This window comes from Paraburkholderia pallida (assembly GCF_004524855.1).
Taxonomy (GTDB): domain Bacteria; phylum Pseudomonadota; class Gammaproteobacteria; order Burkholderiales; family Burkholderiaceae; genus Paraburkholderia; species Paraburkholderia oxyphila.
In genome coordinates this window covers 2920252-2935882 of the sequence record NZ_CP038148.1, presented here as the reverse complement: position 1 = coordinate 2935882, position 15631 = coordinate 2920252, and the positions used below count along the sequence as shown (strand labels likewise).

Below are 15631 nucleotides of genomic sequence, written 5' to 3'. Positions count from 1 at the left end.
CGCCGTGCGGATGCGAAGCTGGGATCGAAGTGCCTCGAACCCTCTCTGGAACCGTTATTTTGACACGTCGGGGTTGCGGCGGCTTGCGGCCGTGCGCATGCCCGTCCTATGATCCGCGCTTCATACGATACGGCTCACACAGAAGAGGAACAGGCCCATGAAGGGACGATGGACGCGCGCGGCGGTGGCCGTGCTGGCGGCGCTAGGGTTGGGCGCGGCACTGACGACCGGCGGCGCGCACGCCGCGAGCACGCCGGCGAGCGCGGGCAAGCCGATCCAGCTCGCGCTGATCGAGGGCATGTCCGGACCGTTCGCGGACGCGGGCGCGGCCGTCGAGCGCAATCTGCGTTTCGGCGTGGATCGCGTGAACGCACGCGGTGGCGTGACGCTGGCGGACGGCCGCCATCCGCTCGAACTGGTCGTGCTCGACAGCAAGGGCAGCACCGAAGCGGCGCTGATGCAACTGCGCGCGGCCGCCGACCGCCACATCGGCTTCATCTTGCAGGGCAACAGCTCGGCGGTGGCGGCGGCGCTCGTGGCGGCCATCGATCGCCAGAACGCGCGCGAGCCCGAGAACCGCGAGGTGTTCCTCAACTACTCGGCGGACGACCCTGCGCTCACCAACGCGAACTGTAGCTTCTGGCACTTCCGCTTCGACGCGCACGCAGGCATGCGCATGGACGCGCTCGCCGATGTGATCGCCGCCGATCAGTCCATCAAGAAGGTCTACCTGCTCAATCAGGACTACAGTTTCGGCCACGACGTGAGCACGCTTGCGCGCGCGGCGCTGGCGAAAGATCGTCCGGACATTGCGGTGGTGGGCGACGAGTTCCATCCGATCGGCCGCGTGAAGGATTTTGCGCCGTATATCGCCAAGATTCGCGCGGCGGGCGCGGACGCCGTCATCACCGGCAACTGGGGCAACGACCTCACGCTGCTCGTGAAGGCCGCGCGCGAACAGGGCCTCGACACCAAGTTCTACACGTTCTACGGCAACAGCCTCGGCGCGCCGGCGGCGCTCGGCGAGGCGGGCGTCAAGCGCGTGATCGCCGTGGCCGACTGGCACCCGAACGCGGGCGGCGCAGCCTCCGACGCCTGGTATGCGGCGTTCCGCACCCGCTACCCGGCGGCGCAGGACGACTATCCGGTGCTGCGCATGGAGATGCTCGTCGAGATGCTCGCCCAGGCGATGACGAAGGCGGGATCGGCTCAACCGGAGGCGGTCGCGAGGGCGCTCGAGGGCATGCGTTTCGACAATGGCTTCCATCCGATGTGGATGCGCGCCGACGATCACCAGGTGATCCAGCCCCTTTACGTGATGCAGATGGACAAGCAGGGCACGCCCGGTGTGCGCTACGACAACGAGGGCTCGGGCTATGGCTTTCGCACCGTGCTGGCGCTGCCGGCGGAGCGCACGGCGCCGGCGACCGTCTGCAAGATGAAGCGTCCGTGAGCACGGCCGGGGTGGGGGCGGAACGGTTCCTGCACCGCCCCACGAACTGGTTCGCACAGGCCGGTTTCGCGGCGAATCGGGCCTGTGCTACAATACGCCCCTTGTCGTAATCCACGGCAAGTCAGCAACAACCAATCACGGCACGGCCTTTCTTCCGTGACCGCTTGTTTGTTTTAAAGGAAAAGCAAATGTCCGTAGCAGATATCAAGAAGTCCGACATCGTCGCGCAATTCGCGCGCGGCACCGGTGACACGGGTTCGCCCGAAGTTCAGGTTGCACTCCTGACGTCGCGTATCAATGAACTGACCGGCCACTTCAAGTCGCACGCGAAGGATCACCACAGCCGCCGCGGTCTGCTGCGCATGGTGAGCCGCCGCCGCAAGCTGCTTGACTACCTGAAGGGTAAGGACGCAGATCGTTACCGCGCACTGATCGAGAAGCTGGGTCTGCGCAAGTAATCGCAAGGTCTTGCAAAAAGATGCCTGTGTCAGTTCCACTGATGCAGGCATTTTGTTTTTGAACGGTACGCTTCATGCGATGCGTGCCGCATAGCAGCACCAGCAGCAAAGAACGCAGTCGATAGCTGTAAATAGCCGTAAAAGCAGCAGGGCCGGGCCTCGGGGCAGAGCTTTGTGTCATTCCATCGAATCGTGCGCGACAACAGGTCACGCACGTGCAGCGTTATCGTCGCAGCCGCGCGATCCGCTGGAATGGCATAACACTCCTCTACCTGCGCGGTGCCGGATTCTGTCTTGCCGTGTCGCCCGCGTGTGCGGGCAACGCATAACAAATGAGTAAGGAGTGAGTGACCATGACCATGTTCAATAAAGTCGCGAAGGAATTCAAATGGGGCCAGCACAATGTGCGCCTCGAAACCGGTGAGATCGCCCGTCAGGCGGGCGGCGCCGTCATCGTCGACGTCGAAGATACGGTCGTGCTCGCGACCGTCGTTGGCGCGAAGACCGCGAAGCCGGGTCAGGACTTCTTCCCGCTCACCGTCGATTACATCGAAAAGACCTATTCGGCCGGCAAGATCCCGGGCGGCTTCTTCCGTCGCGAAGGCCGTCCGTCGGAAGGCGAGACGCTGATCTCGCGCCTGATCGACCGTCCGCTGCGTCCGCTGTTCCCGGAAGGCTTCTACAACGAAGTCCAGGTCGTGATCCACGTCCTGTCGATCAATCCGGAAGTCCCGGCTGACATCCCCGCGCTGATCGGCGCATCGGCTGCGCTGGCGATCTCGGGTCTGCCGTTCAACGGCCCGGTGGGCGCGGCGCGTGTTGCCTACATCAACAACGAGTACGTGCTGAACCCGACGCGCGCACAGATCAAGGAATCGCGCCTCGATCTCGTCGTGGCCGGTACCGAGCGCGCAGTGCTGATGGTGGAATCGGAAGCCGACCAGCTGCCCGAAGACGTGATGCTCGGCGCCGTGGTGTTCGGCCACGAGCAGATGCAAACGGCCATCGACGCGATCCACGAACTCGTGCGCGACGGCGGCAAGCCCGAATGGGACTGGCAGCCGGCGGCGAAGGACGAAGCGCTCATCGCGCGCGTCACGGACATCGCCCACGGCAACCTCCACGCGGCTTACCAGCTGCGCGACAAGCAGCAACGCTCGACGAAGCTGAAGGAAGTCTACGCGTCGACCTCGGCGAAGCTCGAAGAAGAAGCATCGGCGGCCGGCACGACGGCGGCCGACAAGGCCTCGGTCGGCAACATCCTGTTCGACCTCGAAGCGAAGATCGTCCGCTCGCAGATCCTCAACGGCGAGCCGCGTATCGACGGTCGCGACACGCGCACCGTGCGTCCGATCGAGATCCGCACGGGCGTCCTGCCGCGCACTCACGGTTCGGCGCTGTTCACGCGCGGCGAAACGCAGGCGCTGGTTGTCGCGACGCTCGGCACCAAGGGCGACGAGCAGATCATCGACGCGCTCGAAGGCGAGTACCGCGACCGCTTCATGCTCCACTACAACATGCCCCCGTTCGCGACCGGCGAAACGGGCCGCGTGGGCTCGCCCAAGCGCCGTGAAATCGGCCACGGCCGTCTCGCCAAGCGTGCGCTCGTCGCCTGCCTGCCGAGCGCCGAAGAATTCGGCTACTCGATCCGCGTGGTCTCGGAAATCACCGAGTCGAACGGTTCGTCGTCGATGGCTTCGGTGTGCGGCGGCTGCCTCGCGCTGATGGACGCCGGCGTGCCGATGAAGGCGCACGTCGCGGGCATCGCGATGGGCCTGATCCTCGAAGGCAACAAGTTCGCGGTGCTGACCGACATCCTTGGCGACGAAGATCACCTCGGCGACATGGACTTCAAGGTCGCGGGCACGGAAGCTGGCGTGACCGCGCTGCAGATGGACATCAAGATCCAGGGCATTACCAAGGAAATCATGCAAGTCGCCCTCGCGCAAGCGAAGGAAGGCCGTATGCATATCCTCGGCAAGATGACCTCGGCGGTTGCGGGTGTGAACACCGAGATGTCGGCGTACGCTCCGCGCATGATCACCATCAAGATCAACCCGGAGAAGATCCGCGACGTGATCGGCAAGGGTGGTTCGGTGATCCGCGCGCTGACCGAAGAAACCGGCACGACCATCGACATCTCGGACGACGGCGTTGTGACCATCGCTTCGACGTCGAGCGAAGGCATGGCCGAAGCGAAGAAGCGCATCGAGAACATCACGGCCGAAGTGGAAGTGGGCCAGGTGTACGAAGGCGCGGTCCTCAAGCTGCTCGACTTCGGCGCGATCGTGAACCTGCTGCCGGGCAAGGACGGCCTGCTGCACATCTCCGAAATCGCCAACGAGCGCATCAAGGACATCAACGACTACCTGAAGGAAGGCCAGATCGTGAAGGTCAAGGTCATCCAGACGGACGAGAAGGGCCGCGTGCGCCTGTCCGCCAAGGCGCTGCTCAATGAAGCAGCCGCTAACGGCGCACCGCAGGGCGAACCGCAGCAGTAAGACGGTTCACAGAAACGGCCGGCACGCGATGAGCGCGCCGGCCGTTTTTTTATGAAAATGTGGGATTGAGACAGGTGTAATTGAAGGCAACTGCAGGCCCTACGGAGACGTGAGATGAAGGCTGTCGAGATTACCGAATTCGGTGCACCGGACGTGCTGAAGCTGACCGAACGCCCGATGCCCGAGCCGAAGGCCGGCGAGGTGCTGATCAAGGTGAGCGCGTCCGGCGTGAATCGCCCTGACGTGTTCCAGCGCAAGGGTTCGTACGCGCCGCCGCCGGGCATTTCCGATTTGCCGGGGCTCGAGGTGGCGGGCGAGATCATCGGCGGGACGCTCGACGAAAAGAACAATCCGTTCGGGCTGAAGGTTGGCGATCGCGTGTGCGCGTTGATCGCGGGCGGCGGCTACGCCGAGTATGCGGTCGCGCCGCTCGGCCAGTGCCTGCCGGTGCCGAAAGGCCTTACCGACATCGAAGCGGCTTCGTTGCCCGAGACTTTTTTCACGGTCTGGAGCAATGTGTTTCAGCGTGCTTTGCTCGGCAAGGGCGAGGGCGGCGAGAACGAGACGCTGCTCGTGCAGGGCGGCTCGAGCGGGATCGGCGTGACGGCGATCCAGATCGCGCATGCGCTCGGCTTTCGGGTTTTCGCGACCGCGGGGTCGGACGACAAGTGCCGGGCCTGCGAGCAACTGGGCGCGGAACGTGCGATCAACTATCGCACCGAGGACTTCGTGGATGTCGTGAAGGCGCTCACGAACGACCGTGGCGTGGACGTGATCCTCGACATGGTCGCGGGCGGCTATGTGCCGCGCGAGCTCTCCGCGCTCGCCACCGGCGGCCGCATCGTGCTGATCGCGACGCTCGGCGGCTCGAAGGCCGAGGTCAACATGGGCGAGATCCTGCGCCGGCGCCTGACGATCACCGGTTCGACCCTGCGCGCACGCTCGGTCGAGTTCAAGGCACAGATCGCGCAGGAACTGAAGGCGAAAGTTTGGCCGCTGCTCGAAGAGGGCCGGATCAAGCCGGTCGTATTCCGCGTCTTTCCCGCTGCGCAGGCCGCCGAGGCGCACGCGTTGATGGAAAGCAGCGAGCACGTGGGCAAGATCATGCTCGATTGGGGCCAGACGGCCTGATGACGCTGCCAGCAGGCCCGCTGTAGCCGGTTGCACGGTTTCGCAGCGGGTTCGTGCTTGATTTTTCGGGCTTTTTTGACGTCTTTTTTGCGCGTTCTGAGCGGCCCGGTTTGACCCACTTCGATTTCACGCAGTAAAATTCCATGTTTTGCGTCCGCTTTTAACAGCAACCGGAACAATGACGAATCAACGATCGAAGCTCGTAGTCGGTAACTGGAAGATGCATGGCCGCCTCGCGGCCAATGCTGCATTGCTCGAAGGCGTCGCGCAGGGCGCGCAGGCGCTGCCGTCGGATGTGCGTGTTGGCGTGTGCGTGCCGTTTCCGTATCTTGCGCAGGCTCAGGCGCTGCTCGGCGGCAGCCGGGTGGTCTGGGGCGCGCAGGACGTGTCGGCGCACGAGCAGGGTGCCTATACGGGCGAAGTCGCTGCAGGCATGGTCGCCGACTTCGAAGCAGGTCTCGCGATCGTCGGTCACTCGGAGCGTCGCGCTTACCACGGTGAAAGCTCCGAGCTCGTCGCCCTGAAGGCGCAGCGCGCGCTTGCGGCCGGCCTCACGCCGATCGTCTGCGTGGGCGAGACGCTGGAGCAGCGTGAAAGCGGCGCGACCGAGCAGGTGGTCGGCGCGCAACTCGATGCAGTGCTGGCGGCGTTGTCGGTTCAGGAGGCGGCGCGCATCGTCGTCGCCTACGAGCCGGTCTGGGCGATCGGCACGGGCAAGAGCGCAACTTCGGAGCAGGCCCAGCAGGTTCACGCTTTCCTGCGTGCGCGGCTTGCCGCGAAGGGCGCGCAGGTGGCGGACGTGCCGCTGCTGTACGGCGGCAGCGTGAAGCCGGAGAATGCGGCGGAGCTCTTCCGTCAGGCCGATATCGATGGCGGCCTGATTGGTGGTGCGGCGCTGAAGGCAGGGGATTTCCTCGCGATTTGCGTGGCCGCTGCGGCGGGCGCGAGCGTCGCGGGATAAAAAACAAGGCTTGGGCATGGCGCCTCACGTGAGGCCCGTGCCGGCTGCATTTGCGCATGCCTCCGGGGAGGCGGCGTTCAACAAGGACTCAGGTGAGTGTGATGCTGTATTTGAAAACGTTGATTATCGTCGTCCAGATTCTGTCGGCGCTCGGGGTGATCGGCCTCGTTCTGCTGCAGCACGGCAAGGGCGCCGATATGGGCGCCGCGTTCGGCAGTGGCGCGTCGGGCAGCCTGTTCGGCGCGAGCGGCTCCGCGAACTTCCTGTCGCGCACTACGGGAGCCCTCGCAACGGTCTTTTTCGTCTCGACGCTTGCATTAACTTACTTGGGGTCGTATCATTCGAAGCCTTCGGCAGGCTTGCTTGGCGCCGCGGCTCCGGTCGTTGCTTCGGCTCCCGTTGCTGCATCGGTTCCTGCGGTTTCCGCGGCAAGCGCTCCGGCGGCAGCGCCGGCTGCGGCGGCGTCGAACCCCGGTAATGATGTGCCGAAATAATTCTGAAAAACTTGTTTTTGTGCGTTGAACAAACAGCGGGAACAAGTTAGAATTTAAGTCTTGAAGCGATTCGCGGGTTTCAGTAAATGTTGTCCCGGATTGCATGTAGTGCCGACGTGGTGAAATTGGTAGACACGCTATCTTGAGGGGGTAGTGGCGAAAGCTGTGCGAGTTCGAGTCTCGCCGTCGGCACCAATGTTATCTAAAAAATGCCAGCCGCTTGCTTCAGCTTCGGCTGGCATTTTTGCTTTATACGTCGTGTTCGTTTCGATCGCAGCGCGAAGTACGTAAAGTGATTCCCGCAGAGCGACTTGAAGTTCCTGCGGAACCTCAGAACCAACCGATAGAGGATAGCCTTGAATCTCGCTACCTATTACCCCGTCCTGTTGTTCCTTCTGGTAGGTATTGGTCTGGGCGTAGCGCTGGTCTCAATTGGCAAGATCCTCGGTCCCAACCGGCCCAACAGCGAAAAAGATTCACCGTACGAGTGCGGCTTTGAAGCGTTCGAAGACGCGCGCATGAAGTTCGATGTACGGTACTACCTCGTGGCCATTCTCTTCATCATCTTCGACCTCGAAACGGCATTCCTGTTTCCGTGGGGCGTTGCCCTGCGCGACATCGGCTGGCCCGGTTTCCTGTCGATGATGCTGTTTCTGCTCGAATTCCTGCTGGGCTTCGCCTACATCTGGAAGAAGGGCGGTCTCGACTGGGAATAAGGGGTTAATCGCCGGATAGCATGGGCGGCACTGCGGACACACTGCAGGCCGTCCGTCTGGAGTGGAAAGCACATGAGTATCGAAGGGGTCTTGAAGGAAGGGTTTGTCACCACCACGGCTGACAAGCTGATCAACTGGACGCGCACTGGCTCGCTGTGGCCAATGACGTTTGGGCTTGCGTGTTGCGCGGTCGAGATGATGCACGCGGGCGCGGCCCGCTATGACCTCGACCGCTTCGGCGTGGTGTTCCGCCCGAGCCCGCGCCAGTCCGACGTGATGATCGTGGCCGGCACGCTGTGCAACAAGATGGCGCCCGCGCTGCGCAAGGTCTACGACCAGATGGCCGAGCCGCGCTGGGTGATCTCGATGGGGTCGTGCGCCAACGGCGGCGGCTACTACCACTATTCGTATTCGGTCGTGCGCGGTTGTGATCGCATCGTGCCGGTCGACGTCTATGTGCCGGGTTGCCCGCCGACAGCGGAAGCCCTGGTGTACGGGGTGATCCAGCTGCAGGCGAAGATTCGCCGCACTAGCACCATCGCCCGTCAATAAAGGCCGAGCGCCTCCCCACAATATGGCAAGCAAACTCGAGACCCTGAAAGCGAACCTCGAAGCGGCCCTTGGTGCGCGCGTCGTCAGCCTCACCGAATCGCTCGGTGAGTTGACCTTGGTCATAAAATCAGTAGATTACCTCAGCGTCGCCACGGAGCTCCGCGACAATCCGTCGCTCCGCTTCGAGCAGTTGATTGACTTGTGCGGCGTCGACTATCAGACGTACGGCGACGGCGCATGGGAAGGCCCGCGCTTCGCGGCGGTGTCGCATCTGCTCTCGATCACGAACAACTGGCGTCTGCGCCTGCGCGTGTTCGCGCCGGACGACGACGTGCCCATCGTCTCCTCGCTCGTCGAGATCTGGAATTCGGCCAACTGGTATGAGCGCGAGGCGTTCGACTTGTTCGGCATCGTCTTCGAAGGTCACCCCGACCTGCGCCGCATCCTGACCGACTACGGTTTCATCGGCCATCCGTTCCGCAAGGACTTCCCGATCTCGGGCTACGTCGAAATGCGTTACGACCCGGAACAGAAGCGCGTGGTCTATCAGCCGGTCACGATCGAGCCGCGCGAAATCACGCCGCGCGTGATCCGCGAGGATCGCTACGGTGGTCTGAGGAAACACTAAGAGGGTCGCATGTCAGAGATCAAGAACTACACGCTCAACTTCGGCCCGCAGCACCCGGCAGCGCACGGCGTGCTGCGCCTCGTGCTCGAGCTCGACGGCGAAGTGATCCAGCGCGCCGATCCGCACATTGGCCTGCTGCATCGCGCGACCGAAAAGCTCGCCGAGAACAAGACGTTCATCCAGTCGGTGCCGTACATGGACCGTCTCGACTACGTGTCGATGATGGTCAACGAGCATGGCTATGTGCTCGCGATCGAGAAGCTGCTCGGCATCGAAGTGCCGGTGCGCGCGAAGTACATCCGCGTGCTGTTCGACGAAATCACGCGTGTGCTCAATCACCTGATGTGGATCGGCTCGCACGCGCTCGACGTGGGCGCGATGGCGGTGTTCCTCTACGCGTTCCGCGAGCGCGAAGACCTGATGGACGTCTATGAGGCGGTCTCGGGCGCGCGCATGCATGCGGCCTACTATCGTCCGGGCGGCGTGTACCGCGATCTGCCCGACGCGATGCCGCAATACAAGGCGTCGAAAATCCACAACGAGAAGGCGCTCGCCAAGATGAACGAGGCGCGCCAGGGCTCGCTGCTGGACTTCATCGACGACTTCTTCACGCGCTTCCCCGGCTGCGTCGACGAGTACGAAACGCTGCTCACCGACAACCGCATCTGGAAGCAGCGTCTCGTGGGCATCGGCGTGGTGAGCCCCGAGCGCGCCATGCAACTGGGTCTGACCGGCGCGATGCTGCGCGGCTCGGGCATCGAGTGGGACCTGCGCAAGAAGCAGCCCTACGAGGTCTACGACCAGATGGATTTCGATATCCCGGTGGGCGTGAACGGCGACTGCTACGACCGTTATCTCGTGCGCGTCGAGGAAATGCGCCAATCCACTCGCATCGCGAAACAGTGCATTGAGTGGCTGCGCAAGAATCCCGGCCCCGTGATGATCGACAATCACAAGGTTGCGCCGCCGTCGCGCGTGAACATGAAGTCGAACATGGAAGAGCTGATTCACCACTTCAAGCTCTTCACCGAAGGTTTCCACGTGCCCGAGGGCGAAGCCTACGCAGCCGTGGAGCATCCGAAGGGTGAATTCGGCATCTACCTGGTGTCGGATGGCGCAAACAAGCCGTATCGTCTGAAGATCCGTGCGCCAGGTTATGCCCATCTGTCCGCGCTCGATGAAATGGCGCGCGGTCACATGATTGCCGACGCGGTCACGATCATCGGCACGCAGGACATCGTGTTCGGCGAAATCGACCGCTAAGCAGCAAGTTGCCTGTGCGCCCGGTCAAGAAGGGCGCACGGCGAAATACCGGGAACGCCACGTCTGTCGCAGCGAGCAGGTAGGCTAACGCGCGGTGGGTGTTTGTGTGGCGGGAATTGCAACGGTAGGAAATGAAAGAGTCGTGTCTGAAAATGATCTCAGCTGAAGGCCTGAAAGAAATCGATCGCGCGTTGACGAAGTACCCCGCCGATCAGAAACAGTCCGCCGTGATGGCGGCTTTGGCCGTTGCTCAGGAAGAGCATGGCTGGCTGTCGCCCGAACTCATGCAGTTCGTGGCCGACTACCTCGGCATGCCGCCTGTCGCGGTCCAGGAAGTCGCCACCTTCTATACGATGTTCGAGACCCGCCCGGTCGGCAAGTACAAGATCACGCTCTGCACGAACCTGCCGTGCCAGCTCGGCCCGGATGGCGGCGCGGAAGCGACCGCCGACTATCTGAAGCAGAAGCTCGGTATCGACTTCGGCGAAACCACGCCCGACGGCAAATTCACGCTGAAAGAGGGCGAGTGCATGGGGGCATGCGGTGACGCGTCGGTGCTGCTCGTGAACAACCATCGCATGTGCAGCTTCATGAGCCGCGAGAAGATCGACCAGTTGCTCGAGGAGCTTTCGAAATGACTTCGTTGCACGACCGTCACATCAAACCCCTGATTCTCGCGGGCCTGAACGGCGAGAACTGGCATCTCGAAGATTACGTCGCGCGTGGCGGCTACAAGCAGCTGCGCCGCATCCTCGAAGAGAAGATCACGCCCGAGCAGGTCATTGCCGACGTGAAGGCCGGCGGCCTGCGTGGCCGCGGTGGCGCGGGCTTCCCGACGGGCCTGAAGTGGAGCTTCATGCCGCGTCAGTTCCCGGGCCAGAAGTATCTCGTCTGCAACTCGGACGAAGGCGAGCCGGGCACGTTCAAGGACCGCGACATCCTGCGCTGGAATCCGCATTCGGTGATCGAGGGCATGGCCATCGGCGCGTATGCGATGGGTATCACCGTGGGCTACAACTACATCCACGGCGAAATTTTCGAGGTCTATCGCCGCTTCGAGGCCGCGCTTGAAGAAGCGCGCCAGGCGGGCTATCTCGGCGACAACATTCTCGGCACGGACTTCTCGTTCCAGCTGCACGCGCACCACGGTTATGGCGCGTACATCTGCGGCGAAGAAACGGCGCTGCTCGAGTCGCTCGAGGGCAAGAAGGGCCAGCCGCGCTTCAAGCCGCCGTTCCCGGCGAGCTTCGGCGTGTACGGCAAGCCCACCACGATCAACAACACCGAGACCTTTGCTGCGGTGCCGTTCCTGTTGGGCGTCGGTCCGCAGACGTACATGGAGCTCGGCAAGCCGAACAACGGCGGCACCAAGATCTTCTCGATCTCGGGCGACGTCGAGCGTCCGGGCAACTACGAAATTCCGCTCGGCACGCCGTTCGCGACGCTCATGGAGCTCGCCGGTGGCGTGCGTGGCGGCAAGAAGCTCAAGGCCGTGATTCCGGGTGGATCGTCGGCGCCGGTCATTCCGGGCGACCTGATGATGCAGACCGACATGGACTATGACTCCATCGCGAAGCAGGGCTCGATGCTCGGCTCGGGCGCGGTCATCGTCATGGACGAAACGCGCTGCATGGTGCGCTCGCTGCTGCGCCTGTCGTACTTCTACTATGAAGAGTCGTGCGGCCAGTGCACGCCGTGCCGCGAAGGCACGGGCTGGCTGTATCGCGTCGTGAACCGTATCGAGCACGGCCAGGGCCGCCAGGAAGACCTGGATCTGCTGAACTCGGTGGCCGGCAACATCATGGGCCGTACGATCTGCGCGCTCGGCGACGCGGCGGCCATGCCGGTGCGCGGCATGCTCAAGCATTACTGGGACGAATTCGAATATCACGTGCACAACAAGCGTTGCCTCGTCGGCGGACATGCCGGCTCGCACGCGGCCTCGGAAACGGTGGCCGCCTGAGGGTGTAGCGAGAGCGCGTTGTGTGCGGGGCCGCGTGGCACGAAGCAACGGGGTGAGCCGCTGTGAAATTGAGCGGTAACAGGTTAGGGACGATTAACCATCATGGTTGAACTTGAAATAGACGGCAAGAAGGTGCAGGTGCCCGAGGGCAGCATGGTGATCCAGGCTGCGCAGCGGGTCGACACGTACATTCCGCACTTCTGCTATCACAAGAAGCTGTCCATCGCGGCCAACTGCCGGATGTGTCTCGTCGATGTCGAGAAGATGCCGAAGGCCGTGCCTGCGTGCGCGACGCCGGTGTCGCAAGGCATGGTCGTGCGCACGATGTCGGATAAGGCCGTGCAGGGCCAGCAAGCCGTGATGGAATTCCTGCTGATCAACCACCCGCTCGATTGCCCGATCTGCGATCAGGGCGGCGAATGCCAGCTTCAGGATCTCGCGGTTGGCTATGGCAAGTCGGCGTCGCGCTACAGCGAAGAAAAGCGCGTCGTGTTCCACAAGAACGTCGGTCCGCTCATCTCGATGGAAGAGATGACGCGCTGCATCCACTGCACGCGCTGCGTGCGCTTCGGCGACGAGATCGCCGGCGTGATGGAGCTCGGCATGCTCGGCCGCGGCCAGCATTCGGAAATCACCTCGTTCGTCGGCAAGACGGTGGACTCGGAGCTCTCGGGCAACATGATCGACCTGTGCCCGGTCGGTGCGCTCACGAGCAAGCCGTTCCGCTTCTCCGCGCGCACGTGGGAACTCTCGCGCCGCAAGTCGGTGAGCCCGCACGACTCGACGGGTGCGAACCTCGTCGTGCAGGTGAAGAACAACCGCGTGATGCGCGTGCTGCCGTTCGAGAACGAAGCCATCAACGAGTGCTGGATCTCGGACAAGGACCGCTTCTCGTACGAAGGCCTGAACGCCGAAGACCGCCTCACGCGCCCGATGATCAAGCAGGGCGGCCAGTGGGTCGAGACCGACTGGCAGACCGCGCTCGATTACGTGGTCAAGGGCATCAAGGGTATCGCCGACGAGCATGGCGAGAACCAGCTCGCGCTGCTCGCGAGCCCGCATAGCACGAGCGAAGAGCTCTATCTCGCGAAGCAGTTCGCGGACGCGATCGGCACGCCGAACGTCGACTTCCGCCTGCGCCAGAACGACTTCTCGGCGCCGCTCGAGGGTGCGCCGTGGCTCGGCGCCAAGATCGCCGACCTTTCGTATGCCGACTCGGCATTCGTGATCGGCTCGTTCCTGCGCCGCGATCACGCGCTGTTGGCCGCACGTCTGCGCCAGGCGGCCAAGGGTGGCGCGCAAGTCTCGTTCCTCCAGGCATCGGCTGACGGCTCGCTGATCCCGAATGCCCAGCGCATCGTCGCCGCGCCTTCGGCCTGGTTCGACGAGCTGGCTTCGATCGCCGCCGCCGTTGCTGAAGCGAAGGGCGTTGCATTGCCGGAGGGCTTTGCAGGCGCACAGGCGAACGACGCCGCGAAGCAGGTGGCCGCATCGCTTGCGAGTGGCGAGCGCCGCTTCGTGCTGCTCGGCAACGGTGCCGTCCAGCATCCGGAATTCTCGCGCCTGCACGCCGCAGCGCAGCTCATTGCGGAAACGACCGGTGCCACGCTGGGCTTCCTCACGGAAGCCGCCAACACGGTCGGCGCGCACCTCGTGGGCGCACTGCCGGGCCGCGACGGTCTGAACGCTCGCGAAGTGTTCGAGCAGCCGCGCAAGGGTTATCTGCTGTTCAACTTCGAACCCGAGTTCGACACGGCCAATCCGGCCGCCGCGCGTGCCGCGCTCGCGCAGGCCGAGATGGTCGCCGTGTTCTCGCCGTTCAAGACGGGTCTCGACTACGCCGACGTGCTGCTGCCCATCGCGCCGTTCACGGAGACCTCGGGCACGTTCGTCAACGCCGAAGGCACGGTCCAGACGTTCAACGGCGTCGTGCGTCCGCTCGGCGAAACGCGTCCGGCCTGGAAGGTCCTGCGCGTGCTCGGCACGCTGCTCGGCGCGAAGGGCTTCGAGTACGAGACGTCGGAAGACGTGCGACGCAAGGCGCTCGGCGACGGCAGCTTCGCAGCGCGTCTGTCGAACAAGACCGGCGCCACCGTGGCACGCGGCAGCCTCGCGAAGGCAGCCGATGGCCGCTTCGAGCGCATCTCGGACGTGCCCATCTATCGCGCCGATCAACTCGTGCGCCGCGGCGAAGCGCTGCAACTCACGACGGCGGCCCGCGTGGCGAACGCCATCGGCCTGCCGGCCGCGCTCTTCGACCAGCTCGGCCTGAAGGAAGGCGACGCCGTGCGCGTGCGCCAGGGCGAGCTCTCGGTGACTGCGCCCGCAACGCGTGATGCGAATCTTGCGCCGACGGTGGTGCGCGTGTCGGCGGCAACGCCGGCCGCCGCGCAGCTCGGCAGCCTGTTCGGTGAACTGCTGGTGGAGAAGGCGTAAATGAGCTTGTTCGATACGATCAATGCAGGCGGCAGCCAGTTGCTCGGCGTGGCGTGGCCCACCGTCTGGGCGCTGGTGCGCATTCTCGTCGTCGCGGTGGTGATCCTGCTGTGCGTGGCGTACCTGATCCTGTGGGAGCGCAAGCTGATCGGCTGGATGCACGTGCGTCTCGGCCCGAACCGTGTCGGTCCCGCGGGTCTGTTGCAGCCGATCGCCGACGTGCTCAAGCTGCTGCTCAAGGAAGTCATTCAGCCGACCCAGGCGAGCCGCTGGGTCTACATGGTCGCGCCGATCATGGTGGTGGTGCCGGCCTTCGCGGTCTGGGCGGTGATTCCGTTCCAGGCGGGCGCGGTGCTCGGCAACATCAACGCGGGTCTGCTCTACGTGATGGCGATTTCGTCGTTCGGCGTGTACGGCGTGATTCTCGCGGGCTGGGCCTCGAACTCGAAGTACGCGTTCCTCGGCGCGATGCGCGCCGCGGCGCAGATGGTCTCGTATGAAATCGCGATGGGCTTCGCGCTCGTCGTGGTCCTGATGGTTTCGGGCAGCCTGAACCTCTCGGACATCGTCGAAGGCCAGATGCGTGGCATGTTCGCGAACTTCGGGATCACGTTCCTTTCGTGGAACTGGCTGCCGCTGCTGCCGATGTTCGTCGTCTACTTCATCTCGGGCATCGCGGAAACGAACCGCCACCCGTTCGACGTGGTGGAAGGGGAGTCGGAGATCGTCGCGGGTCACATGGTCGATTACTCGGGTATGGGCTTCGCGCTCTTCTTCCTCGCCGAGTACATCAACATGATCGTGATCTCGGCGCTGGCTTCGGTGCTGTTCCTCGGCGGCTGGAGCGCACCGTTCGGCTTCCTCGATTTCATCCCGGGCGTATTCTGGCTCGTACTGAAGGTTTTCTGTCTCCTGTCGGTGTTCATCTGGGCGCGCGCGACGTTCCCGCGCTACCGCTATGACCAGATCATGCGTCTTGGCTGGAAGGTGTTCATTCCGGTCTGCGTCGTGTGGCTGATCGTGATCGGCTTCTGGTATATGTCGCCGCTGAGCATCTGGAAATAAGGGGCGAACG

14 protein-coding genes and 1 tRNA gene are annotated in these 15631 nt (G+C 63.5%); all 15 read left to right on the top strand.

Annotated features, from left to right (window positions below; all coding sequences use genetic code 11):
* Nucleotides 1–157: 157 nt before the first annotated feature.
* The 15 genes from E1956_RS13300 (at nt 158) to nuoH (ending at nt 15621) form a co-directional block, all read left to right on the top strand.
* Nucleotides 158–1453 carry a branched-chain amino acid ABC transporter substrate-binding protein gene (locus E1956_RS13300; protein WP_134749529.1) on the top strand — a complete coding sequence of 432 codons (1296 nt, stop codon included), beginning with the start codon at nt 158–160 and terminating at the stop codon, nt 1451–1453.
* A gap of 188 nt (nt 1454–1641) precedes the next feature.
* Nucleotides 1642–1911 carry a 30S ribosomal protein S15 gene (gene rpsO, locus E1956_RS13295; protein WP_027795476.1) on the top strand — a complete coding sequence of 90 codons (270 nt, stop codon included), beginning with the start codon at nt 1642–1644 and terminating at the stop codon, nt 1909–1911.
* A gap of 353 nt (nt 1912–2264) precedes the next feature.
* A complete protein-coding gene (pnp, locus tag E1956_RS13290) occupies nt 2265–4412 on the top strand; it encodes a polyribonucleotide nucleotidyltransferase (RefSeq protein ID WP_134749527.1) in 2148 nt (715 codons plus the stop codon).
* Nucleotides 4413–4526: 114 nt separating this feature from the next.
* Nucleotides 4527–5543, top strand: coding sequence for an NAD(P)H-quinone oxidoreductase (locus E1956_RS13285; protein WP_134749525.1), 1017 nt, complete (start codon nt 4527–4529; stop codon nt 5541–5543).
* Between the two features lie 178 nt (nt 5544–5721).
* The gene (tpiA, locus tag E1956_RS13280; RefSeq protein ID WP_134749523.1) at nt 5722–6504 is read left to right on the top strand and encodes a triose-phosphate isomerase; all 783 of its coding nucleotides are present in this window, start codon (nt 5722–5724) and stop codon (nt 6502–6504) included.
* A gap of 101 nt (nt 6505–6605) precedes the next feature.
* The gene (gene secG / locus E1956_RS13275) at nt 6606–6998 is read left to right on the top strand and encodes a preprotein translocase subunit SecG (protein ID WP_134749521.1); all 393 of its coding nucleotides are present in this window, start codon (nt 6606–6608) and stop codon (nt 6996–6998) included.
* 110 nt (nt 6999–7108) lie between these two features.
* A tRNA-Leu gene (locus E1956_RS13270) sits at nt 7109–7193 on the top strand.
* Between the two features lie 161 nt (nt 7194–7354).
* The gene (locus tag E1956_RS13265; RefSeq protein ID WP_133199550.1) at nt 7355–7714 is read left to right on the top strand and encodes an NADH-quinone oxidoreductase subunit A; all 360 of its coding nucleotides are present in this window, start codon (nt 7355–7357) and stop codon (nt 7712–7714) included.
* 72 nt (nt 7715–7786) lie between these two features.
* Nucleotides 7787–8266: a NuoB/complex I 20 kDa subunit family protein gene (locus E1956_RS13260; RefSeq protein WP_027819582.1), complete on the top strand. Its 480-nt coding sequence runs from the start codon at nt 7787–7789 to the stop codon at nt 8264–8266.
* A gap of 22 nt (nt 8267–8288) precedes the next feature.
* Nucleotides 8289–8894, top strand: a complete 606-nt coding sequence (locus tag E1956_RS13255; RefSeq protein ID WP_028218517.1) for an NADH-quinone oxidoreductase subunit C — start codon at nt 8289–8291, stop codon at nt 8892–8894.
* Between the two features lie 9 nt (nt 8895–8903).
* Nucleotides 8904–10157 (top strand): NADH-quinone oxidoreductase subunit D, encoded by a 1254-nt coding sequence (locus E1956_RS13250; RefSeq protein ID WP_028218516.1) that lies wholly within the window; start codon nt 8904–8906, stop codon nt 10155–10157.
* Between the two features lie 152 nt (nt 10158–10309).
* Nucleotides 10310–10795 carry an NADH-quinone oxidoreductase subunit NuoE gene (gene nuoE / locus E1956_RS13245; RefSeq protein WP_028218515.1) on the top strand — a complete coding sequence of 162 codons (486 nt, stop codon included), beginning with the start codon at nt 10310–10312 and terminating at the stop codon, nt 10793–10795.
* Nucleotides 10792–12120: an NADH-quinone oxidoreductase subunit NuoF gene (gene nuoF, locus E1956_RS13240; RefSeq protein ID WP_028218514.1), complete on the top strand. Its 1329-nt coding sequence runs from the start codon at nt 10792–10794 to the stop codon at nt 12118–12120. Before nuoE ends, nuoF begins: the two co-directional genes overlap by 4 nt.
* Nucleotides 12121–12222: 102 nt before the next feature.
* Nucleotides 12223–14556 (top strand): NADH-quinone oxidoreductase subunit NuoG, encoded by a 2334-nt coding sequence (gene nuoG / locus E1956_RS13235; RefSeq protein ID WP_134749518.1) that lies wholly within the window; start codon nt 12223–12225, stop codon nt 14554–14556.
* Nucleotides 14557–15621: an NADH-quinone oxidoreductase subunit NuoH gene (nuoH, locus tag E1956_RS13230; RefSeq protein ID WP_028218512.1), complete on the top strand. Its 1065-nt coding sequence runs from the start codon at nt 14557–14559 to the stop codon at nt 15619–15621.
* The last annotated feature ends 10 nt before the right edge of the window (nt 15622–15631 follow it).